Consider the following 23,413-nt stretch of genomic DNA (forward strand, 5'->3'; position numbering starts at 1 on the left):
GCTAGGCGTCCCTTCTGGTAAATCCAAACGGATGGTTGAATGCACAGCGCGAGGCGGGTTCCTCCACGGCGGAGACGACGCCATGCGCAAGGTCGTCGAAACGGTCGGCGATGCTGCTCTCCACGCGGTCAAGCAGCTCGTCGAATGTCATGCTGCCGCCGTCGGCATCGGGAAAACCGTGGCTGAGCCCCGGGATGCGGCCATCGCCCTTCTCCTCTTCTACAAGCTCCTCCGACGCCGCGCCGACGATCTTGGGCGGACGCTCCTTGGTAACCATATAGAGCGCCGCACGGACATCGAGCCCCAGGGCACGGCGCAGCGCCTGCGCATAGATGAGCGTCTGCGTGTGCTCCGGCAGCCACCGCGGGTCATCGGCGGGAACGGAACCGTCCTTGAGGGGAAGCGTGGGATCTTTAAGTGCAAACTGGCGTGCGCCGGTGCGATGCTTGTAGTCGATCACCACGGCGCGGCCCTCCGCATCCACATCCACGCGGTCGATGCGCCCGCCAAGCGGCATGCCGGCATACGAGACATCCAGATCGTTGAACGCGTACTCCAAATACGCCGGCGCAAACGGCGTCAAGGTGCGCGCCTCAAGACGGACGACTCGTTCCAGCAGCGAAAGAATCTCGTCGACCGCAGCTTCCTCGGTTGCGGACTGGGGAATGAGCGCTGCGGAGCTCGAGGTCTTGTTGCGCCGATGCTCCTCGCGCACCGCCTCGAAGACGTTTGCCAGACGCGCAAGGCATGCGTCGAGGTTCTCGGGAGTTACGCGCGGCACGCCGTCGTCGGCAAGCTCCGTGTGGAAGCGATACAACACGTCGTGGACGAAATTGCCCTTTTCCATGTTTCCAAAGCCCGCGTCGATCGTCTGAGGGCGAACGCGCGATGACATGAACCAGCAGAGGGGACACGTCGCGTAACTCTCGATCTGCGATGCCGAGAACTGCCGCGGCTCGAGCCGCTCGGTGCCGTCCGCGTCGCATACCCGCCGCTTGAGCACAAGATACGGAATGGCGTCTTCGCTCAGACGCTGAGGAGGCTCGCACGTAACCCGGCGACGGACCAGGCCCATCGCACCCGCATCGTCGAGGTTTTGAACGATGTCCCCTTCGCCCACCGAACGCTTTGGCGCCGCATCGCCCGCACGGGCGGCAAGCTCCGTCCAAATGGCCGCCGGGTAGCGGTCCTTGGCCTGGCGATCGTGTGTGACGCGGGCGAACGTCGCTTGCCCTACCGCCTGCAGCACACACGCGGTACGGGCCCGCAAGAGCGCCGCAGGCTCAATGGAGATGGTCTCGGCGCCCAGCTCGGCAGCCAAGGTCGCAAGCGGACCGTCGGCGTGTGCAAGCGGGTAGCTCTGCACATCGACGTCGGCAAAAAACGCCGCAGACGCTGCCCCCGCAGGACGCCAGGCAGCGTCGGCGAGCGTAAGGAACTCGGCGTGGCCGCACGGCTCGCCCTCAGGCACGCAGTCCATTGAAACCGAGACGGCTATACCGTCGAGCACGGTACATGCCACCGCCTGCGAGACGCCAAGACGATGTGCGAGGTCGCCCACGACCTCGAGCGCTCGCGAAATCGCCGCACGCTCGACGGAGGCGCGTAGGCGCCCGGCGTCGGCGCCCCATGCCGAGGCGGGCAGAAGGTCGACCTGCGCGAGCAGGGTCTTGAGCGCAGTCACCGGCCGCCCCTGGCGCACGGCCTGAAACACGTCGGCGCAGATAGCGGGAACGTCGGCCCACGGAGACGTGGCGTCCAGGTGCTTGCGCTGCGCACGCTGCCGCCCCTGCACCGACTGGAGCTGCCGCATCACGCCTTCGGGCGTAAGCGACCGGTCGCCGCGGATCTTCTTGTCAAATGCGCGCGCAAGCGAGGCCTCCACCCCCGAAAGGGGCGAGTAAAGCCAGTCGGTGAGCTCCGGCGCAGGCCACCACTCGGACGCGCCGCCCCGGCCTGCCTCCGCATCTGCCATGCGGCGTGCGAGGTCCATAAGCGCCATGAAGTTCGTGCCGGCAGAAGTCTGCGAAAAGCGCACGAAGCCCGTCGCATGCCCCGCAATCCCCCGCACGGCAAGGCGCGGGGCAATATCTTCGAGCAGCTCGGCAGGCCGGGGCGCCACCACGGCGACCGAGGGAACGCCATCCGCCTTGCCTGCGGCATCACGCGCAAGTTCGGCAATGTCTACGGCATATGCCTCCGAGCGCGCGTGGGGCCCGGCGACCTCGAGAAACGAGACCGCGCCGACATCCCCGCACGCGCCCGCCGCATCGCCGTCCGACTGCATGGACACGCGCTCGACAGTGCACCCACGCTTGGAGAACTCGCGCTCAAGCTCCTCTGCAAACGGCTCTTCCCCGTCGCAGAGCATGACGGTCACGTCCCCCACCGCAGAGATAGCGGCAAGCAGGCGCACCAGATAGCCGGAAAGAGAGAGGACGCCGCGCAGCGTAACCGAGCGCAGCCGAGAAGGGACATGGGCCGGATCGGCCGCGGCAAGCTCAAGGGCAAGCTGCTCGGCCGCCTCCGATGCTTCGATGAGACCCAGGTGTTCTAGGCGCTCGCGATAGGCTGCAACCACACGTGCCACGGCCTCGTTCGCAGCGCTGTCGGACACCCCCGCGACGCCATCAGCCGACGCGCCCGAGGTCGCGTTCCCCAGGTGGGGAGCATGATCGCGGGCCATACGGGCAATCATCCGGACGGTTCCGGGATTTTTCCTGAGAGGGGCAAGCGCGTCATCTGCGACGCCGTCGACGATCTCTGCGATTATCAGCTGCCGCTCGATGTCGCGCACCATATGGCGCCCATCGCTCAACAACTCCCAGAGCGATTCCAGCCATGAAGCCGGTGTAAGCACGTCTATACCTACGCCATGTCCCGCGTCGGCAAGTTCGCGCCGCGCGCGCTCGCGCGCCGCATAGGCAGGCACAAGCAGCGTGGACGTTTCCACGCCGCTCGCAAGGATGTCCATCTCCCGCGCGGTGAGCCCTGCGCCAGAGCCGGTCTCTAGGATTCGGATCGCCATGGTCCTCCATTCACGTCGTATCCGAATCTTATCCTACCTGCCCGTGCGGACACGAAGACGGAGCGCATATGCCCGCAGACGCTGGACTCTAGATTGGCGCCGGCGGCTCGGGCGCTTCTGCCCCAGCGCAGGCAAACGCCCTACGAGACGGCCTTCTCCATGATGTAGTCGTCCATGATGAAGCCCTCACCAATCGGAGTCTCAACAGAGTCGATCGTGGCAAACCCCGTGCCGCGGTATGCCCGGACACCGAGCTCGTTGTGCTTGTTTACCGTGAGGTGCATGGCTCGAAGGCCGCGCTCGCGGCACAGGCGCTCGTAGAACTCCACGACCGCGCGAGCATACCCCCGCCCGCGCTCGGCAGCCAAAAGGTAGATCTTGGAGATGAAGAAGCGGTTCGTCTCGGGTTCTACGTGTCCTCCCGTATAGCCCACGACATGGCCGTCTTCGGCACAGATAAACCAATACTCGTAGTCGTGCTCGGCCATGTCTCGGCGAATGGCGTCAAGCGACTGAAACTGCGCAACCATGTACTCGGTCTGGTCTGCTCCGATGAGCGCCGGCCAATACTCACGCCAGATGCCACCCGCAAGCTCCGCGAGCCGCTCCTGGTCTTCCGGCGTTTTCACAGCTTCAAACGACGTCTTGACGGTCATGCGCGTTCCCCCTGTATGGCTCGGTCCATTGTTCCAGAGGTCTATGGTACCGCCACACCGACCGGGAAACGCCGCGCGGCCCTTTTCTGGCGCTACTCGCCGTCTTATTACTCGCCGTCCTGTCGCTCGCCGTCCTCTGTGTTACTCGCCGTCCTCAAGCTTGATGAGTATGCGGCGGTATCCTCCGTATTCGCCGTTGAGCGCCTTCGAGACGCGGCTCACCGTGGTGGACGACGCGCCGGTGCGCGCCTGGACCTGTACATAGGGCTCCCCTTCGTCCAGATAACGCGCCACCTGGAGTCGCTGGGCAAAATCGCACACCTCGCGCGGGGTGCAGAGGTCGGTGAGAAACGCTTCGATGTCCTGCTCGGTCTCAAGCAGCGAGAACGCATGCACGAGCTGGCTGACGTCAGGCCGATCAAACATCGCATCAATATTCATCAGAGACCGCCAAATCCACTAGAAATGTACATATAAGATACCTTCGAATAGCCGATATAGCGAAATCTATGCACGCTTTATCGAACTAAACCGGGCCGGGGAGCAGTGTATCATAGCCAGGCGTCAAGCCAAGCACGTCTCTGCGAGCGGTCACATTTGTCTGGCTCGCGCACAAAGAATCTCCCCAACATGTTCTCCGAAGGCAAGCGCAATCTTGCACAGGGCTTCTGTGGTCGCGAGGGATCCACCGCGCGATCCGCCGCGCGAAACCTAGAACCGCGGCAGCGTGGGAACGATGGACAGGGCGTCGGCGATGCCGCTGGTCCAGCTCACCTGGTCGCGGTCGTCTATAAGCACGGCCTCTACGCCGGGAAGCCCCTCGATAAACGCCACCGCGTCGCGCGCACCCAGCATGAAGGCCGTCGTGGACCATCCGTCGCAGTCCATCGACCGCTCGGCCACGATGGTGGCGCTCACCACATCGGTCTGCGCAGGCATGCCGGTACGCGGATCCAGGATGTGATGATAGGTGATGCCGCCGCGCGTAAAGCTGCGTTCCTGGATGCCGCTCGTCACGACCGACCCCGACACGAGTTTGACCACCGCGCGGTTGTGAGACGCATCCCACGGGTTCACGATGCCCACCTTCCAAGGCGACCCGGCATGCACCGGAGGACGATGGGCGTCGTCGCGCGGCCTTCCCCCGCGCACAAGCACATTACCTCCCAGATTCATGGCGAAGCGCTTGACGCCGTGCTCTTCCAGCAGGCGAGCCAGGTCGTCGGCAATGTACCCTTTCGCTACACCGCCCAAGTCGAGGATGGTCTCCGGGTCGTCGATGGCAAGTGTGGGCATGTCGCCGCGCTTCCCTAGAACGATGTGCTGAAAGCCCACGTGGGGCAGCGCGCGGGCAAGCGACAGATGCGAGGGCACCACGCCGGTATGGAAATCCCACAGCGACGTTACCGTGCCCATGGTAATGTCGAAAAGACCTCGGCTGCCTTCGCAGTACCCCAGGGCAAGGCGTACAAGCTCGGCCGTTTCGGACGAGACTACAACGGGCTCGGGAGATGCGGCGTGCGCCCGAGCAATGTCCGAATCGGGGCGGGTGCGTGAAAACGCATGCTCGAAGAACAGGCAGCGGTCGCGAAAAGCAAGCAGCGCCTCGTCGATACGGCGCACGACCGCAGAGTCGCGGAGGTCCTCACCGTCAGAGGCATAGCCATGCACATGCACGCACGTGTTGAAGATAAAAAACGAGATGACCCGCGAGGCATCTGCGCCCTCGACGGGCTCTGCCGTTGTCGCATCTCCATACAGGTATGTCTGCTGCATAGCCCCTCCACCCTTGTGCCGTGCTACGGCCGATGCCACTTTGTGTGCCCGCCGTGAATCATGCCTGGGTAGGGCATAATCGGGGGCGACGCACCGAGCCGGTGCGTAACCTTGCCATCATAGCGCGCCCAACACGGGCACCGCCCATCGAGGGAGGACGTCCCCCATGAGATTTCTGCTGAACTGGATCGTCACGTCGCTTGCCGTTTCGGTCGCCGCGTTTATTGTTCCGGGCATCATGCCGTTTGGGCCAGTTGACGCCTGGGTTTGCTTCGCATTCACCGGCCTGTTCCTAGGCATTGTGAACTCGCTGGTCAAGCCGCTTGTCTCGTTTATCTCCCTACCGGTGACCATCATGACGCTCGGCATCTTCCAGCTGGTTGTGAATAGCTTCATGCTGGAGCTCGCGGGATGGCTCTCGGTCAATCTGCTGGGCGCGGGCATTGCCATCGAGGGCTTTTGGTCGGCGTTCTTTGGCGGCATCATCGTGAGCATTATGTGCTCGATTCTGGGTATCGCCACTAAGAACTAACCCAAGGACTTGGCGCGGGTGCTGATAGGGTTGAACTGCGTCACGGAACTTGGACGCATTGAGTCGTAACTGCCGTGAGCATGCCAAAGATCTCGTTAGCGCGTCGGGGACCTTAGTAACACCGCCCGCGCATTCCGCCGTGCCGGGGAGGCCCGGCCGCACCGTCCGGCTCCTCCGCCGTGCCGGGGGACCTCGACAGTGCTGTCCGGTTCCTCCGCCGCGCCGGGGGACTTGACAGTACTACCCGGCTCCTCCGCCGTATCGAGGGACCTCGGCAGCACCGTCCGGGCCTTCCTCCGTTCCTGGGAGGCTCGCGAAAGCATCACGCGGACCTTCCGACGCAGGAATTATGCGCGCTCTCGGCGCCCTCCAAGAGCCACGAGGCAGAAAATGGAACCCTATGTGTGCAAGATCGGCCGTTTTGTACGACTGAAATCTCACATCCAGCCCCGGACAGGTTTTTCGGCATCAAAACACCTGGTAAGCACATGCATAAAGAAGCTTTGAAACTGTATATCGAAATCATGTCGTACAAAACGCCAAGTTTTACACACAATAAAGCTCTTTTGGGACCTCTTGAGTGCAGCACCCGAGAAAGGATGGACCGAAGGGGCACCCCGAACCGGCAACCCAGAACCACGCGACCTGATGGCGGACCCGAGTCGCGCAACCTGGCGACAGGCCCGCGCCGCGCGGCGCGGCGGCGATTCGTTGACGGCGGCACCGGCAGCTCCCTGGGTACGCCCGCGGCACCTTCCTCATACGAAATCGCGCTCCCCGTGCGCGAATCACGTGCTCCGCTCTCGAGTTGCGTACCCCGTTTTCAAGTTGCGTACGCCTGACGAAAGTTGCGTGCACGCTTTCAAAATTGCGAGTGCGATTCGTCCAAAACTCCTCACTTTTGAAGGTGAAAATGGCCGATACCCTCTACCAACTTTAAAAGCGCGCACGCAACTCGAGAACAGGGTACGCAACTCGGGTATGGGGCACGTAACCTGGAGGGGAAATGGACGAGAGGATGGACGTCTCCCGGAACAAAACGGGTCCGGAGCCGCAAAACTGGTCGGTAGCCGGCCATATGAACGCTTGGCATCCGCAGTCGCGCGTAGGCCCGCGCGCAAGCAGTTGCAGCCCCATGCGTGGACAGCCATAGTCCCGCGCTTCGATAGCTGCCTGCCCTATGCGCGAGTGCCGCGAGCTCGTGCGCGGCAACCGGCCATATGAGCGTTTGACGCCCACGGGCGTCCGCAGCCCCGCTCGTCGACGTCCGCAAGGCGCCCGCAGCACACGCACAGTGAACCGCCGCCTCCATAAGACGTCCCGGCGTTTATCTATATCGTTTGTTCGATTCCCGACATGTGGGTTTGCAAAAGCTGAGAAAAACGCCCTTACAGCTGCGCTTCAGGCGCTTTGCAGAGGTCCGCCACCGTCACGTTGTCCAGATAGCCGCTGATACGCCGATCGAGCTCGACCCACATGGGATGAGTGGGGCAGTTTTGTAAGCGACCGCAGGTCAGGCAATCTTTCTCCAAGCAGGAGACCGGTGCGATGGTTCCCTCCGTGAGACGAAGCACCTCGCCCACCGTGTAGAGCTCCGGCTCGCGGGTAAGGCGATACCCGCCTCCCTTGCCGCGCATGCCCGACAGCATGCCGCTGCGAACGAGTACGGACAAAATATTCTCCAGGTACTTCTCGGAGATACCCTGCCGCTCGGCAACTTCCTTGAGCGGAACGCGCCCTGAACCCTGATGCCTGGCAAGATCGACCAGAACCCTCAGCGCATATCGTCCCTTGGTGGAAACTAGCAAAACTAACACCCCCTTTACCATCTCAGAATATATCAGATATGCCCGCCGCACGACACACGATGTGCGTTTCTGGCAAAGTGGTATCTTTTTTGTGCTCATTAATTCCTAGCTATTCGCTAGGGTATACTGCGGAGCATCGCCTTCGTTGACCCGACGCGGGCGGGGCATGACAATACAGATAACCACCCTGACCTTGGGAGGAACCCATGAGCAAGATCTACACGTCCATCGACCAACTCATCGGCAAGACACCCCTCTTGGAGCTCACGAACATCGAGCGCGAAGACGGCCTCTCGGCACGCGTGCTCGCCAAACTCGAGCTCTTCAACCCCGGCGGCTCCGCCAAGGACCGCATTGCCCTGTCCATGATCAACGCCGCCGAGGCCGCCGGCAAGCTGCGTCCGCACGAGGGCTACACCATCATCGAGCCCACGTCGGGCAACACGGGCATCGGCCTGGCATCGATTGCAGCCGCGCGCGGATACCGAGCCGTGATCGTCATGCCCGAGACCATGAGCATCGAGCGCCGCAAGCTCATGCTTGCCTACGGGGCAGAGCTCGTACTCACCCCCGGCTCCGAGGGCATGTCCGGCGCCATCGCGCGCGCCGAAGAGCTTGCCCGCGAGACGCCGAAGAGCATCATCGCCGGCCAGTTCGACAACCCTGCTAACCCCGCGGCGCATCGCGCCACCACCGGCCCCGAGATCTGGAACGACACCGACGGCGACGTGGACATCTTCGTTGCCGGCGTGGGAACAGGCGGCGCTGTGACCGGCGTGGGCTCCTACCTGAAGGAGCGCAAGCCCGGCGTGCAGGTCGTCGCCGTGGAGCCGGCAGACTCCCCCGTCCTGTCGGGTGGCAAGCCCGGTCCTCACGGCATCCAGGGCATCGGCGCGGGATTCGTCCCCAAGGTGCTGGACACCTCCATCTACGACGAGGTCATGACCGTAACGAACGATGAGGCCTACGCCGCGGCGCGCCGCATGGGCGCCACCGAAGGCGTGCTGGTGGGCATCTCCTCCGGCGCAGCCCTGCACGCGGCGATCGAGCTCGCGCGCCGACCCGAAAACGAGGGGAAGGCCATCGTCGCGTTTTTGGTGGACACCGGCGAGCGCTACCTCTCCACGCCGCTGTTCGCGCAGGAGGCGTAATGCCCAAGCCCCAGCGCGTACTTGTTGCCATGAGCGGCGGCGTCGATTCGAGCGTCGCCGCCTGGCTGCTGCAGCAAAGCGGATACGAATGCATCGGCGCCACGATGCGCCTGTACGACACCGAGCAGCCTGGCAACGATGCGAGTGAAAGCCCCGTGCGAGCATGCGGCAACGCGAAGGACATCGAAGACGCCCGCGCCGTCGCCGCACGCCTGGGCATTCCCCATCACACACTTGACTGCCGCGCCGAGTTTGAACGCGACGTCGTCGAGGACTTCGTGCGCTCCTACGAGCGCGGCGTCACCCCCAACCCCTGCGCCGTCTGCAATCGCCGCATCAAATTCGGCCTGTTGCTGGAACATGCGCGCGAACTGGGCTGCGACGCCATAGCGACGGGCCACTACGCCCGCATCCGCACGCGGGAGAGCTCAAACGGCACCACCTACGAGCTGGTCAAGGCGGCAGACGCGAGCAAGGACCAGAGCTACTTCCTCTACAGCCTGACGCAGGACGTGCTCGCCCATGTGATCTTTCCGCTCGGCGAGCTCACCAAAGAGGGAGACGTGCGCCGCATCGCTGCCGAGCTGGGTTTCTCGAACGCCCAGAAACGCGACAGCCAGGGCATTTGCTTTGTTCCTCGCAACGACTTCGCAAGCTTTATCGAGCGCAGGCGAGGCCACGCCCTTCCCGAGGGCAAGGTGCTTGACACCGCAGGCAACGTGCTGGGAAGCCATCGCGGTGCCATCCGATACACCGTGGGCCAACGCAAGGGGCTGGGCATCGCCGCTGCGCACCCACTTTACGTGACCGCCACCGACGCCGTCGCTAACACGGTAACCCTCGGTGAGGAAGCTGACCTGTTCGCCTCTTCCCTCATAGCCGACGACTGGGTCTGGAGCGCGCCGGCGCACGTCATGGCCTCGCGTCTGGACGAGGCCCAAAGCGGCACGCCCTTCCAGGCAGCGGCTCAGATCCGCTATCACCAGCCCGACCAAGACGTGTCTCTCAGCTGGGCGGATAGCGACCAGCGGGGCGATGTTGATGAACAGCGCACACACGGCGATGTCGACGGGCGGCACGCAGCCGGCCACGCCGGCGGGCAGCACACAGCCGGCCACGCCGACGGCACCCGCCGCATACGGATTGACTTCGCACGGCCCCAGCGCGCCATCGCGCCCGGTCAGGCTGTCGTGGTCTATGAGGGGGACGTGGTCCTGGGCGGCGGCACCGTCGTCTGTGTTCCGCGCGCCTAGCGAAGGCGCCGGCCACGAAGAAACCGTCGGACACAGCGGGTGCTGGTCCGCAGCCGAGCCTCAGCCAAGCCTCATCCAAGCGGCGGCCCAGCGAAAACCAGGCAAGCAATCACGACACAAAAACGCCCCAGGCACCCGAGGCTGCCAAACCTCAGCGGCATCGCGTAATCGCACGCGAGCAGCTGGCAGGCAGCATAACGGGACACCTGGGGCGTCCATAGCATCAAGCGGCTATACGGCCCTCAAAGCCGCGCAGCCTTCTTAAGCCATGATCTTGCGGAACAGCTCCACAACGGTATCGTGGTCGGCGTCGCGGGGATTGCCCGGATAGCAGGCGTCGGCAAGGGCGTCGTCGGCGATCTGGTCGAGCTCGTCTTCCTTGATTGCCTCGCACACCTGCGGAATCTCGACGTCGGCGGAGAGCTGGCGCACGGCGTCGATGGCGGCGTCGGCGGCCTCGTCGGTCGTCATACCCTCGGTGTTCACGCCCATGGCAACGGCGACCTCGGCCAGGCGCTCAGCCACGACGGGCTTGTTGAACTCCATGGCGATCGGCAGCAGCATGGCGCAGGCCACGCCGTGCGGAGTGTCGTAGTGCGCAGAGAGCGTGTGAGCCATGGCGTGGTCGATGCCCAGGCCCACGTTGGAGAAGCCCATGCCAGCGATGTACTGGGCAAGCGCCATGCCCTCGCGGCCGGACCCCGGCTTGCCGCTCTTGGCCTCGGCAACGGCGTCGCGCAGGTTCTTCGCGATGAGCTCGATGGCCTTCAGGTGGAACATGTCGGTGAGCTCCCAGGCACCCTTCGTGGTGTAGCCCTCGATGGCGTGCGTGAGCGCGTCCATGCCGGTGGCGGCGGTGAGGCCGGCGGGCATGGTGGCCATCATGTCGGGGTCGACCACGGCGACCTCGGGCGCGTCGTTGGTGTCGACGCACACGAACTTGCGGACCTTCTCGGGGTCGGTGATCACGTAGTTGATGGTGACCTCGGCCGCGGTGCCGGCTGTGGTGGGCACGGCGATGGTGAACACGGCGTGGTTCTTGGTGGGAGCAACGCCCTCGAGCGAGCGCACGTCGGCGAACTCGGGGTTGTTGATGATGATGCCGATGGCCTTGGCGGTATCCATGGAGGAGCCGCCGCCGATGGTCACGATGGAATCGGCCTCGGCAGCCTTGAAGGCCTCGACGCCGTCCTGGACGTTCTTGATCGTGGGGTTGGGCTTGATCTCGGAGTACAGGCTCCAAGCGATGCCCGCCTCGTCCAGCAGGTCGGTGACCTTCGCCGTGACACCAAACTTCACCAGGTCGGGATCGGAGCAAACGAAAACCTTCTTGTAGCCACGACGCTCGAGCTCGCCCGGAATCTCCTTGATGGCGCCGGAGCCGTGATAGGAGATGGTGTTGAGAACGATACGATTGGACATGGAACCTCCTCGATACGAACGTACGGGTCTCAGCCCGCCGTTGCACGATATACCCGACTTTGTCTACGGATGCAAGGAGGTGTTCGGTCAGCGGCACGCCGCGCGAGAGCCTCGAACGGCCGCTCGCCCCACGGAAGACCAGGTATCCACATATATTATTAACCCATAGAGGCAGTTTTACGCCGCGTCCTCCATCCGCCGACGGCGAGCGCGCTCACGGTCGGCGAACATGATGATGAAGGCGAGCACGAGCAGGCCGCTGCACACCGCGATGGCATGAAGCCCCAACATGCTCACGCACCAGTTGCCCATGACGGCACCGGTCACAAAGCAGCCGATGATGCCAAAGTAGAGCACGCCGTTTTCCAGAAAGCCGCGCTTGTGGGTGACGATGTAGTCGTCGACGCTCTGCAGGGCGGAGCGCAGGTTGCCGATGCACATGGTGGTGGCGACGCCGTGACCATGGATTTTGCGGAACGACTCGACCTGCATGCCGCAGGCAAACGACGTAAGGCAGTTGGCCGCAAGGTTGAACTCGGGCCCGATGAAGCTCACGCCAAACAGGATGAGCGCCTCGGCGAACACAGTGACCTGACGCCAGTGAAAGCGGCTGTAAAACCGCTCGTGAACGAGATCGGCAAGCATGATGCCAATCGCAAAGCTGAACACCGGGATGGCATAGCGAAGCGCGAGCGCAAAGTCGCCCTCGGAAAGATGCACGCCCGTGAGCAGGATATTGCCCGTCTGGGCGTTGGCGAACACGCCGTCGCGCGCTACGTACGAGTACACATCCATGAACCCGCCGGCAAGCGCGAGCACAATGCCCAGCTCTATGGATTCGGAGGCCTGCTTGGCTCGCTCCATGATAATTAGCAACCCTTCGTTTCGGGCGGCGCTCCCCCGCCGTCGGCGGCTATGGTACCGCACATCGAGCGTCAAGCGGGGCGCATGCATCGCGAAACCATATGGGAACAATCGTGGTCCGCCGTGACCCGAGAAGGACCGCGGGTTGAGGAACGACCGCGGCCCGGCGCCGACACGCGAGAGAAGAAGCAGCTAGCGCGCTGCGACGAGCTCCGCTGACAGAGCTCTCTGGACATCTGCTGCGCCGCCGCTCACCAGGACCACACGCGCCCGCTCGCACTTATGCACAGTTATGCGCATCACACGCAGGCAGAGAGCTCGCTTCCCCGCCAGAACAGCCACGCCCCCACCGCGCATGCCGCGGCCGGAACGATGACCACGCCAAAGGTGCCTCCCCAAGACAACACATCAAGCAGCGCGGAAAGCGCATACGATGAGAGATTAATCGAAAGGTGAAGCAACATGTTGTAACGAAGCCTGCCGGTGCGCCAGGCGACCGTTGCGAATATGAGCCCGATCACAAACGCATAGGCGCCCTGAACGATGTTGCCATGAAGCCACGCGAAGGCGAGCGCCTGGACCGCCGCCGCAACTGCAAAGCGTTTCCACGGCACCGGCGCCTCCGCGCACGGCTTCGGCGTGATAACCTCCGCCACCTGGCCCGCGTCCGCCGGCTTCGCGGTCTCTAGCACCACGGCCTCGGCGGACCCTGCAGCCCCAGCGGGTCCAACGGGCGTCGGCAGGCCGCCACAGGACGAAGTGCCGTCCGTCGAGAGCGACGCCGGGCAATCTTCCTGCGTAACTCCCACAGCCACAGGAGGCTTCGGGCGGCACTCCGAACGACGCCAGCGCGCCCGCCACTCGGGGCACACGGCCCTCAGCGCAAACTCCAGCATGACGCCCCTGCACGTGAGCTCCTCCGTCAACGGGGCCCCAAGCGCCACCACGACGACCGAAAGCACATTGAATACATTGGTCCCCGACTCTTCCATAACACCGGCGTACTCCTCTATAGATGCCGGAAAGAAGATGGCGACCAGCGAGAGCATGAACGAAATAAGCACCTGCAGTCCCACGCCTAGCAGTACGATGCCACCCACGCGCCGGGCCGTTGCCGCATGCGTGTGGTCAAGCGGAACCATTCGCGACGCTAAAAACGAACGAGGGCGAAGCCAGCGCCACCAAAGCCCGAAGACCACAAGCGACACCAGCTGCATCGCAAGCGTGAGATACATATTCGCCGCGCCGCCGGCCTCCATGCCAAGCGCAGACGCGGTCGCCTCGCCCAGCAGCGAGCACAGCGAACCAACAAGGAGATAGGCGACGACCGACGAGGCGAGATAGACCGCAACGACGCCCGCACAGGCCGCAAGCCAGCCCGCGCCGCGCACCACGCGTCCCCACGCGTCGGCCCGAGTCATGCCGCAGCCTCCCCCTCCGATGAGGACAGGGATGCGTCGCCAGCGGCGTCGATGCCGGACGAGGCCGGGCCAAAAGCGCCCGTAGGAGAAATGTCGAACGGAAAGGTGCCGCACCTGTTGAATGCGGCGATGAACATGCGAATGGCGTTTGAAGGGGTGGTCCCCACACGGCGAGTCGCCGCCGCGAAGGCCGCCTTTTCCTCGGGCAGGACCTTCGCGACGACTGGGGTCATGTGCTCCGTCATGGTGTCCTCACTGGAACGTTGGTGCTGCGTTTGCGACGGCGGTCCGACGGGCGGGCGTGTTGCACTACCAGATCGATCGTGCCCACCCGCGGACAACCCCCGCGGCTTTGTGTGTATGACGACGGTATTACTTAGTATTCCTTCGTTATACCCCGCGCACTACTGTACCGTATGGGCGCTGCGGTTTCAAGCGCGTTTCGGCGCTGTGAACAAATGGGGAACAGAAGCTGTCTTTATTCTTGAAACTGAATATTGATGCGTTGAAATGGCCAATTTCGTTGTGGAAATGAATAAAGGTCGCCGATTTATTGCAAATAATGAGAAACGTGAGATACTAACGGACATGTGTAAGGGCTCGGCGCCGACACGCGGGGCGCAGACGTCACCAGGGGGAGACGCCCAAGACGTCGCGCGGCAGCCACGCCGGACATGCATGTGAAGGAGAGAATCATGAAAAAGCTCAACCTTAAGAAGTTCCTGCCCCAGGCAGGCGTCGCCACGGTGGCGCTTGCTGCGGCGCTCGGACTCGTCGCGTGCGGCGGCACCCCCGCCTCCACCGGCTCCAGCAACGGCTCCGCTCCCGCCGAGAGCGACAGCTCCTATGAGCTCGTGACGGACGGCACCATCACCTTCGCCACCTCGCCGGACTATCCTCCGTTCGAGAACCTCGAGGACGGCAAGTACGTCGGCCTCGACATGGACCTTGGCCGCGCCATCGCCGAGGAGCTCGGCCTTGACTGCGAGTACACCAACATCGACTTCGACGGCATCATCCCGGCCATCGTCGCCGGCGGCCAGGCCGACGCCGGCCTCTCCGGCATCTCCATCACGCCCGAGCGTGAGGAGCAGGTCGACTTCTCCGAGCCGTACTACGTCGACAACCAGGCCGTCGCCGTTATGAGCGACAACACCGCCCTCACCGAGGACAACGCCACCGACGCCCTCAACCAGGCCGGCGTCAAGATCGCCGTTCAGTCCGGCTCCACCGGTGAGGCCTTCGCCGGCGAGAACTTCCCCAACGCCGAGCTCGTCTCCTTCGCCAACTTCACCGACTGCTTCGCCGCGGTCCAGGCCGGCCAGGCCGACGCCGTGTGCGGCAACATCGCCGTGGTCAACCAGATGGTCGGCGGTGCCTATGCCAACGAGCATGTGATCTACACCTCCGCGACGGGCGAGGAGTACGCCATCGCCGTCTCCAAAGACAACCCCGAGCTGCTCGCAGCCATTAACGACGCCATTGATAAGCTGAAGGAGGACGGCACGATCGACGAGCTCGTCGCCGCCAATATGGGCTAGTCTCCGCTGAGAGCTACCCACAGCATGTTCCCGACGCGGCCCCTCCTCCCCATGGCGAGAAGGGGCCGCACGTCGTGTCACATCACCCGCAAGGTTTCTTGTAAGCGAGGTCCAACCGTGAGTACCCTATCCAAACGTCTGCCGGCCGCAGCCCTGGTCCTGCTAGCATGCCTGGCAAGCTGCTGCATGTGGCTGGCCCTGCCGGCCCGCACGGCCGACGCCATGCAGATCGTGCGCTGCACCGGTCGTCCCAACTCCGACGACGACGCGACCACCATTCAAGGCGCCACGCAGTCACGCATCACCCTTGAGGCGACGGTCGACGAAGGCGAGGGGGTCGACCAGTTTGTGCTGCACATTCCGGACGGCACTACGTTTGAGACGGACGACCTCACCCTTACCCTCCTCACGGGCGACGACCTTATGACCCGCAACGACGTCTCCTACGACTTGTCGGTCGACGGACAGGACATCGTCCTCGACTTCGACGAGCCCCTCGTGCAGGCAGGACACCTCAACATCATCGTCTACGGCGTGTACTTCCCGCAGGAGGGCGGCGACATTCAGGTGGGGGCAAGCTATACCCTCACCGACGGGTCCAAGCACGACATCGCCAACATCCCCACCATTCCGGTCGTGGGCATCTCTGGCCCCGAGGCGCTTTCGCAGTGGCTTGAGCAGCAGGAATGGGTCCAGGCCTGGAACTCCAACACCTTCCTGCACCTGTTCTTTGACCCCACCATCTTGGTGACGAGTTTCCCGGTGGTCCTCAACGGCTTCTTCATGTCGGTGGGCGTCGTCGCGGTCGCGTTCCCACTCGCCATTCCGTTCGCGCTCGTGCTTGCGCTCATGCGCCTCTCGAAGTTCTTCCTGTGGCGCGGCATTGCGGCCACCTACGTGAACCTCATGCGCGGCACGCCCCTCTTCCTGCAGATCTACGTCGCATTCTTCGGACTGCCACTCGCGGGCATCAACATCCCCAACTTCCCGCTGGGCGTCATCGTGCTCATGCTCAACTCCGCCGCCTACATGTGCGAGATCTTCCGCGCCGGCATCCAGTCCATCAACAAGGGGCAGACCGAGGCCGCGCGCTCGCTGGGCATGACCGGTTTCCAGACCATGCTGCACGTCATCTTCCCGCAGATGTTCCGCATCGTGATCCCCAACCTCACGAACGAGTTCATCACCCTGTATAAGGATTCCTCGCTGCTCGCCGCCGTAGGCGTCATGGAGCTCGTCATGTACGCGCGCACCATCGTCGCCTCGACCGGCTCGATTACGCCCTACATCGTGGCGGCCCTGTTCTACCTGGTCATCACGCTGCCGCTGTCGCGCATCACGCGCGTCCTGGAGGAGAGCGTCCGGGGTCATCGCAGCCGCAAACGCCATACCCACACGCCTGACGCCGAGAACGCAGGCACCGCAAAGGAGGTGGCCGCCTGATGGCCGCGAGCACGAATACAGCCGCTTCCCCGCAGGCTGACGAGCCGATCATTCGGATCTGCGATCTTCATAAGAGCTTCGGCGAGACGAAGGTGCTCAACGGCATCTCGCTCGATATCCACAAGGGCGAGGTCGTCGTGGTGCTGGGACCTTCGGGCTCCGGCAAGTCGACGTTCCTGCGCTGCCTGAACCGCCTCGAGCAGCCCACCTCGGGCCACATCTTCTTCGAGGGGCAGGACATCTGCGCCCCGAAGGCCGACGTGAACGACATCCGCAAGCGCATGGGCATGGTGTTCCAGCAGTTCAACCTGTTCCCCCACCTCGATGCCGTTCATAACGTCATGCTCGCCCAGGAAAAGGTGCTCCACCGCTCCCGCTCCGAGGCGAAAGAGGTCGCGCTCAAGGAGCTTGCCCGCGTTGGCCTGGCCGAGCGCTCCGACTACTACCCCGACGAGCTCTCCGGCGGCCAGCAGCAGCGCGTCGCCATTGCGCGCGCCCTTTCCATGGAGCCGCACGTGATGCTGTTTGACGAGGCGACGAGCGCACTCGACCCCGAACTTGTACGCGGCGTGCTCGACGTTATGCGCGAGCTTGCGACGGGCGGCATGACCATGGTGGTCGTGACGCACGAGATGAGCTTCGCGCGCGATGTCGCCGACCGCGTGATCTTCATGGAAGGCGGCGTGATCGTGGAGGACGGCACGCCCGAGCAGGTCTTCGAGCATCCCAAGAGCGAACGCACCCGCGCCTTCATCGGCCAGGTGACGGGATAGGCAGGACGGCACAACCGATACCGAGCCGTTAACGATACGACAGCAATACGCCGCGGGGCCCGTTCCACAGTGGAGCGGGCCCCGCAGCTTGTTTATTGAGTTTCGAATGGGGCAGCCCTGCAGAGGAACATCACCTCACGCAGCGCCCGAGCGGTCGCTCCCGCCGCCGCCATCGCCGACGGGATGGATGCGGATGCGCCGGCTCCCCTGGGCGGCGAGACACGCACCCGCCATCGAATGCTAGCGTCCGCCGTGGTCTCCCGGGCGACGGCTGGAGCGGCGCGGAGAACTGCCGCTGCGGGCGCGGCCGCCTGCATACGACCCGCGATTGTCGCGACCGCCGGCGCGTCCGCCACGCGAACCACGGCGCCCGCGCTCCTCGGGGTAGTCGCTATTGCGCCAGTCGTGCGCCGCAGCCTGTTCGCGACCGTGCGCACCGCCACGACCGGAGCGACCGCGTCCATCGGAACGCCCGCTGCTCGAACTCCCCGAACGGCCGCCGCGACCCGCGCGCTCGGCGCCGCGAGCCTCACCTGAGGCACCCTCGTTGCGACGCTTGCCAGAACGGCGACGCTCGGTCGGAGCACCCTCGGCGCTGCGGTCAGTGCGACCAGTCCTCTTCTGCTGAGACATGCCGCCACGCTCGTCTGCAGAGGAGCGCGCGGAGACGTCCTTCCCCTCAGAGCCGCCAGATGCGGGCACGTCCTCACGCACGCGGACGCGCCCCGAACGCTTCGGGCGCGCGGCACGCGGCTCGCGCTCACCGCGCGAACGGTCGCCGCGCTTACGCTTAGACGTCGACTTCCCTCGCTTGGTCTTGCGCTTTGCAACCAAACGCCCCGGCACGCGATCCGGATCGACCGCCGGCGGCTCCTCGCCCGCATCCAGGCCCTCGGCATCGTACAGGTCGGCAATCTTCTTCATAAGGCCTTCGATGGCATAGAACTCAGATACGTCCTGAGTCGTCACGAACGTGAGCGCCCAGCCCAGCTCGCCGGCGCGGCCCGTGCGGCCGATGCGGTGGATGTAGTCAGTGGGCTCCACCGGTACGTCGAAATTCACCACGTAGCGAACGTCGCTGATGTCGATGCCGCGCGAGAGCACATCGGTCGCCACAAGCACGTCGGTCTCGCCCTTGCGGAACGCCTTGAGGGCACGCTCGCGCTGAGCCTGGCTGCGGTCGCCATGAATAGGCGCCGCCGAGATGCCGGCGCGGTTAAGGCGACGGCAGCAAGCGTCGGCACGGTGCTTGGTGCGCGTGAACACGATCACGCGCTGCGGCCCCTCCTTCTTGAGGACCTGGGCAAGCAGGGCGTTTTTGGCCTCGAGCGACACCGGCAGCACAAACTGATCGACGGTGTCGGCCGTGGCCGTCGCCGGGGCGATCTCGACGCGAACCGGATCGCGCACAAGATCGGTAATGGAGCCCACGGCCTTCTCGTCCAGCGTGGCGGAGAACAGCAGCGTCTGACGGTCCTCGCGGGTCTGGCTCACGATCTTGCGGACCTGAGGTAGAAAGCCCATGTCCAGCATGCGATCGGCCTCGTCGAGCACGAGCACCGACACCTCGTCCAGGTGGCAGGCGCCCTGCTCGAGCAGGTCGACAAGACGTCCCGGCGTAGCCACCAGCACGTCGCAGCCGCGCTTGAGGGCGCCGCGCTGCGGGTTGTAGCTCAGACCGCCCACCACGGTCACCGCAATGTGACGGGTGCGGGCAGCGATCTTGGTACACACCTCATCGATCTGCTGCGCAAGCTCGCGCGTGGGGGTGATGATGAGCATGAGGGGTCCACGGCCGCGAGCGCGCTTGCGGTCACGACCGGGGCGCATGACATGGCCGAGGTTGTTGAGCGACGGCAGCAGGAAGGCCGCCGTCTTGCCTGTGCCGGTCTGCGCGGCCGCAAGCAAGTCGCGACCCTCGAGCACCGCCGGGATGGAGGCCGCCTGGACAGGGGTAGGCTCGCTGTAGCGCAGGTCGCGCACGGCCTGAAGGACCGCGTCGGACAGGCCGAGATCGGCGAAGCTGGGGACGGACGGCTCGGCAGCCCCGTCCTGGTCGGCATCGGCCTGAGAGGCCGGCGTGGCCACAGGCGCGGCGGCAGACGCCGTGCCCTCCACGTCGCTCGACAGGTTACCTGCCGCCGAGGCGGCGTCGAAGAACTCTTCGGTTGTAGACATAGAGTCGTATTCCATTCTGCACGCGCCAGGCGTGCGGGAAGCGCGGCGCGTGGCGCCGCCTGGTGAACGATTGCTGGACGGCATCGCGCGAAATGCCGAGCTTGTCGGCCACATGGCGCGCGGGAGCAGAAACCGCCGCAGGACAGTATAGCCGCCATAGCCCTGACCCTATCACCAACTCCCCCGCCCGCACGCAAATCCCACGTCCTGCCAATCCCCCCCCCGGGAATTCCGTCCCAAAGCTGCCGCTGTGTTGAGATTATCCGCCTGGCTTTCATCCCCACTTGACACCCCCAGGGGGTGGGGGTGTAGGATGGCCTCGAACCACAGAGACGTCCAGGCGACAGACCAACAATCCTCGCTCAGGGGCGCCACCGATACGAAAGGACCGACATGGCTCACGAAACATTTGACGTGGGCGGCATGACCTGCGCGGCATGCCAGGCCCACGTGGAAAAGGCAGTCTGCAAGCTGTCCGGCGTGAACAACGTCGCCGTCAACCTGCTTTCCGGCTCCATGGCCGTCGACTTCGACGAGTCCCAGCTCTCAGACGACGACATCTGCTCGGCGGTCGACCGCGCCGGCTATTCAGCCGCACCCACCGCAGGAGCCGGAAGCGCAAGTACCGCGCAAGGCGGCGCCACACAGAGCGTCTCCAAGATGGAGTCGCCCACCAAGAAGCTCGAAGCCGCTGCGCATTCCATGAGGACGCGCCTCATCACCTCGATCGTGTTCTGGGTGCCCCTCTTCTACATTGGCATGGGACACATGCTGGGCTGGCCGCTGCCGAGCATCTTCACCGACGGCGTGCACTCCATGACGTTGGCGCTCACGGAGCTCATGTTGTTGCTCCCCATCATGTATATGAACCGCTCGTACTTCATCAACGGCTTCAAGTCGCTCTTCCACGGTGCGCCCACCATGGATGCCCTGATTGCCATCGGAGCCACGGCGAGCGTCGCCTGGTCGGTGTACGCCATGTTCCTCATGGCAAACGCGCTTGCCGGAGGCACACCCGAGGCAGTCCACGAGGCTCACATGATCGGCATGGACAACCTGTATTTCGAGAGCGCCGGCACGATTCTTTCGCTCGTGACGGTGGGCAAATACCTCGAGACGCGCAGCAAGTCCAAGACGGGCGGCGCAATCGAGAAGCTGATCGACCTGGCGCCCAAGACGGCGACCATCGTGGATGAAAACGGCACCGAGACCGTAGTGGACGCCGACGCCATCGAGCTTGGGCAGACGGTGCTCGTGCGCCCCGGCGAATCGATCCCCGTTGACGGCGTGGTCCTTGAAGGAACGTCCGCCGTGGACGAGAGCGCACTCACCGGCGAGTCCATCCCGGTCGAAAAGGGCCCGGGCGACACCGTGAACGCGGCGACGATCAACCGCACCGGCGCTTTCACCTTCCGCGCAACGCGCGTGGGCGCCGACACGAACCTTGCAAAGATCATTCAGCTCGTCGAAGACGCCAACGCCACCAAGGCGCCCATCGCCCGCCTTGCCGACAAGGTGGCCGGAGTCTTCGTGCCGGCGGTGCTGGGAATCGCAGCCATCGCCTTCGTGGTGTGGATGATCGTCACGGGAGACGTGAACCATGCTCTTACCGCCGCCGTGGCCGTCGTGGTCATCAGCTGCCCGTGTGCCCTGGGGCTCGCCACGCCCGTCGCCATCATGGTGGGCACCGGCAAGGGCGCCGAGATGGGCGTGCTCTTCAAGAGCGCCGAAGCGCTTGAGACCCTGCACAAGGTAGGCACCGTCGTGCTGGACAAGACGGGCACGGTCACCGAAGGCAAGCCCGCTGTGACCGACATCCTGCCGGCAGTCGGCGAGGACGGACGCCCCGTGATGAGCGAGAAGGCCCTTATGAAGCTTGCCGCTGCGCTTGAGCGCAAAAGCGAGCATCCGCTTGCCGAGGCCATCATGGCACGCGCCGACGAGATGGGTATTGTGGGGCGCGTTGTGGATGACTTCCAGGCCGTGCCCGGACGTGGCGTGACCGCCCGCGAGGGTGCGAACACGATCGCCGCGGGCAACGCCAAGCTCATGGCGGAGCTCGGCATCGACGTTCCCGCCGACGAGCTTGAAACCTTCGCCCGCGACGGCAAGACGCCGCTCTTCTTTGCTCGCAACGGACGCCTCGCCGGAACCATCGCCGTGGCAGACGAGGTGAAGCCCACGAGCGCCGCGGCGATTCGAGCGCTTGGCGAGCTGGGCGTGAAGACGGTCATGCTCACCGGCGACAACCGCCTGACCGCCGAGGCCATCGCCCGACGCGTCGGCGTGACCCAGGTGATCGCCGACGTCATGCCGGCGGACAAGGAGCGCCATGTGCGCGAGCTGCAGGACGCCGGTGCGACCGTGGCCATGGTTGGTGACGGCATCAACGACTCGCCGGCGCTCGCCCGTGCCGACGTGGGCCTCGCCATTGGCACCGGCGCCGATATCGCCAAGGAAGGCGCCGATGTCGTGCTCATGCGCAGCGACCTTCTGGACGTGGCGCGCGCCATCGAGCTGTCGCGCGGGGTCATTCGCAACATCAAGGAAGACCTCTTCTGGGCGCTCTTCTACAACGCCTGCGGTATCCCACTTGCGGCGGGGGTATTCTATCCCCTGCTTGGCTGGCAGCTATCGCCGATGTTCGGCGCGGCAGCCATGAGCCTGTCGAGCGTCTGCGTGGTCACGAACGCTTTGCGCCTGCGCGGATTCCGTCCCAAGGTTTCCGACCGCATTGCTGCGGAGGAATAGATAAGACCGACCGATAGAAAAGGAGATCATCATGCACTACACCATCAAGACCGAAGGCCTGCACTGCGGACACTGCGACGCTTCCGTCGAGTCCGAGCTCATGAAGGTCGCTGGCGTCACTGACGCCGACGCCAACCACGAGACCAACACCGTTGAGGTCGACTGCGACGGCGAGGTCGCGCCGGAGGCGCTCAAGGCTGCCGTGGCCGCCGCGGGCGACTTCAAGGCCCTCTCCGTTGCCGCTGCCTAGTCATGCAGGCCGACACCGACAAGACGCTCCGTCTGCTTAAGACCGCACGCGGCCAGATCGACGGCATCATCAAGATGGTCGAGTCCGATCGCTACTGCATCGATATCTCGACGCAGCTCATGGCTACGCAGTCCATTCTTGGGCGCATCAACGCCGACGTGCTGAAGGCACATATCGAGCACTGCGTGCGGACGGCCGTGGAGTCCGGCTCCGACCAGGAAAAAGACGAAAAGCTGGCCGAGGTCGAGCGCATCATCGACAAGCTGACGAAGTAGGTTGGCAAAGACGTGCTCGCATGGTCGCGTGGGGCTCGTGCGAACTACCGCGCTGGCTGCTGGACTGGCCACCGTGCGGACTACTGCGCAGACCGCCGTGCAATCGCAGACATGGCGAGCCTCCAAGGCGCCCGGAACCCGGAAGCAACAACCGGGTTCCAGGCGCCTACGTGTCACGCGGCGTGGGGCCATGCGAAACGCAGCTCGTCAGCTTTTTCTGACGCTAGAATCACCCCAAGAATGACCGCGTGCGTTCTGGGTATCACTTACGGGATTGACCAAGCCCGCACA

Annotated in this window: 19 protein-coding genes; 9 read left to right on the top strand and 10 right to left on the bottom strand. The window is 64.3% G+C overall.

What is annotated here, in order from left to right:
- Position 1: 1 nt before the first annotated feature.
- The 4 genes from B5F33_RS05535 to B5F33_RS05550 all read right to left on the bottom strand — a co-directional run bounded on the left by B5F33_RS05535 (position 2) and on the right by B5F33_RS05550 (position 5,460).
- Complete coding sequence (locus B5F33_RS05535) at positions 2–3,028, bottom strand: PD-(D/E)XK nuclease family protein (RefSeq protein WP_087410802.1); 3,027 nt, start codon at positions 3,026–3,028, stop codon at positions 2–4.
- Positions 3,029–3,168: 140 nt separating this feature from the next.
- Positions 3,169–3,684, bottom strand: coding sequence for a GNAT family N-acetyltransferase (locus tag B5F33_RS05540; RefSeq protein WP_087410803.1), 516 nt, complete (start codon positions 3,682–3,684; stop codon positions 3,169–3,171).
- 141 nt (positions 3,685–3,825) lie between these two features.
- Positions 3,826–4,125 (bottom strand): YerC/YecD family TrpR-related protein, encoded by a 300-nt coding sequence (locus B5F33_RS05545; RefSeq protein WP_087410804.1) that lies wholly within the window; start codon positions 4,123–4,125, stop codon positions 3,826–3,828.
- 270 nt (positions 4,126–4,395) lie between these two features.
- On the bottom strand, positions 4,396–5,460 hold the full coding sequence (locus tag B5F33_RS05550) for an FAD:protein FMN transferase (RefSeq protein ID WP_087410805.1): 1,065 nt from the start codon (positions 5,458–5,460) through the stop codon (positions 4,396–4,398).
- 166 nt (positions 5,461–5,626) lie between these two features.
- On the opposite strand from B5F33_RS05550, the gene B5F33_RS05555 reads away from it, so the two are divergent.
- Complete coding sequence (locus B5F33_RS05555) at positions 5,627–5,992, top strand: phage holin family protein (RefSeq protein WP_087410806.1); 366 nt, start codon at positions 5,627–5,629, stop codon at positions 5,990–5,992.
- 1,388 nt (positions 5,993–7,380) lie between these two features.
- Here the strand turns inward: B5F33_RS05555 and B5F33_RS05560 are convergent.
- Positions 7,381–7,800, bottom strand: coding sequence for an Rrf2 family transcriptional regulator (locus tag B5F33_RS05560; RefSeq protein ID WP_087410807.1), 420 nt, complete (start codon positions 7,798–7,800; stop codon positions 7,381–7,383).
- A 206-nt stretch (positions 7,801–8,006) separates the two neighbouring features.
- On the opposite strand from B5F33_RS05560, the gene cysK reads away from it, so the two are divergent.
- Together cysK and mnmA are read left to right on the top strand one after the other, a co-directional pair.
- A complete protein-coding gene (cysK, locus tag B5F33_RS05565) occupies positions 8,007–8,951 on the top strand; it encodes a cysteine synthase A (RefSeq protein WP_087410808.1) in 945 nt (314 codons plus the stop codon).
- The gene (gene mnmA, locus B5F33_RS05570) at positions 8,951–10,204 is read left to right on the top strand and encodes a tRNA 2-thiouridine(34) synthase MnmA (RefSeq protein WP_087410809.1); all 1,254 of its coding nucleotides are present in this window, start codon (positions 8,951–8,953) and stop codon (positions 10,202–10,204) included. The genes cysK and mnmA overlap by 1 nt, the downstream gene beginning before the upstream one ends.
- A 261-nt stretch (positions 10,205–10,465) precedes the next feature.
- Here mnmA and fucO read toward each other — a convergent pair whose 3' ends face one another.
- The 4 genes from fucO to B5F33_RS05590 form a co-directional block, all read right to left on the bottom strand.
- Positions 10,466–11,626: a lactaldehyde reductase gene (fucO, locus tag B5F33_RS05575; protein WP_087410810.1), complete on the bottom strand. Its 1,161-nt coding sequence runs from the start codon at positions 11,624–11,626 to the stop codon at positions 10,466–10,468.
- Positions 11,627–11,803: 177 nt separating this feature from the next.
- Positions 11,804–12,490, bottom strand: coding sequence for a YoaK family protein (locus B5F33_RS05580; RefSeq protein WP_087410811.1), 687 nt, complete (start codon positions 12,488–12,490; stop codon positions 11,804–11,806).
- A gap of 299 nt (positions 12,491–12,789) precedes the next feature.
- Entirely contained in the window at positions 12,790–13,911 is a 1,122-nt protein-coding gene (locus tag B5F33_RS05585) for a CPBP family glutamic-type intramembrane protease (RefSeq protein WP_087410812.1), read from the bottom strand.
- Positions 13,908–14,156 carry a type II toxin-antitoxin system RelB/DinJ family antitoxin gene (locus tag B5F33_RS05590; protein WP_239284851.1) on the bottom strand — a complete coding sequence of 83 codons (249 nt, stop codon included), beginning with the start codon at positions 14,154–14,156 and terminating at the stop codon, positions 13,908–13,910. The genes B5F33_RS05585 and B5F33_RS05590 overlap by 4 nt, the downstream gene beginning before the upstream one ends.
- A gap of 450 nt (positions 14,157–14,606) precedes the next feature.
- Between B5F33_RS05590 and B5F33_RS05595 the strand changes: the two genes are divergently transcribed.
- The 3 genes from B5F33_RS05595 (at position 14,607) to B5F33_RS05605 (ending at position 17,668) form a co-directional block, all read left to right on the top strand.
- A complete protein-coding gene (locus B5F33_RS05595; protein ID WP_087410813.1) occupies positions 14,607–15,452 on the top strand; it encodes an ABC transporter substrate-binding protein in 846 nt (281 codons plus the stop codon).
- A gap of 117 nt (positions 15,453–15,569) precedes the next feature.
- Complete coding sequence (locus B5F33_RS05600; RefSeq protein ID WP_239284853.1) at positions 15,570–16,895, top strand: amino acid ABC transporter permease; 1,326 nt, start codon at positions 15,570–15,572, stop codon at positions 16,893–16,895.
- A complete protein-coding gene (locus B5F33_RS05605) occupies positions 16,895–17,668 on the top strand; it encodes an amino acid ABC transporter ATP-binding protein (protein WP_087410815.1) in 774 nt (257 codons plus the stop codon). Before B5F33_RS05600 ends, B5F33_RS05605 begins: the two co-directional genes overlap by 1 nt.
- Positions 17,669–17,908: 240 nt before the next feature.
- Here B5F33_RS05605 and B5F33_RS05610 read toward each other — a convergent pair whose 3' ends face one another.
- Complete coding sequence (locus B5F33_RS05610) at positions 17,909–19,846, bottom strand: DEAD/DEAH box helicase (protein WP_087410816.1); 1,938 nt, start codon at positions 19,844–19,846, stop codon at positions 17,909–17,911.
- A gap of 393 nt (positions 19,847–20,239) precedes the next feature.
- Between B5F33_RS05610 and B5F33_RS05615 the strand changes: the two genes are divergently transcribed.
- The 3 genes from B5F33_RS05615 to B5F33_RS05625 are packed head-to-tail and all read left to right on the top strand — an operon-like array spanning position 20,240 to position 23,122.
- Positions 20,240–22,597 (top strand): heavy metal translocating P-type ATPase, encoded by a 2,358-nt coding sequence (locus B5F33_RS05615; protein ID WP_087410817.1) that lies wholly within the window; start codon positions 20,240–20,242, stop codon positions 22,595–22,597.
- A 31-nt stretch (positions 22,598–22,628) separates the two neighbouring features.
- The gene (locus tag B5F33_RS05620; protein ID WP_087410818.1) at positions 22,629–22,847 is read left to right on the top strand and encodes a heavy metal-associated domain-containing protein; all 219 of its coding nucleotides are present in this window, start codon (positions 22,629–22,631) and stop codon (positions 22,845–22,847) included.
- A 2-nt stretch (positions 22,848–22,849) separates the two neighbouring features.
- Positions 22,850–23,122 (top strand): metal-sensing transcriptional repressor, encoded by a 273-nt coding sequence (locus B5F33_RS05625; protein WP_087410819.1) that lies wholly within the window; start codon positions 22,850–22,852, stop codon positions 23,120–23,122.
- Positions 23,123–23,413 lie beyond the last annotated feature (291 nt).

The sequence above is a fragment of the Collinsella sp. An2 genome (genome assembly GCF_002160065.1).
In the GTDB taxonomy this organism is placed as follows: Bacteria; Actinomycetota; Coriobacteriia; order Coriobacteriales; family Coriobacteriaceae; genus Limicola.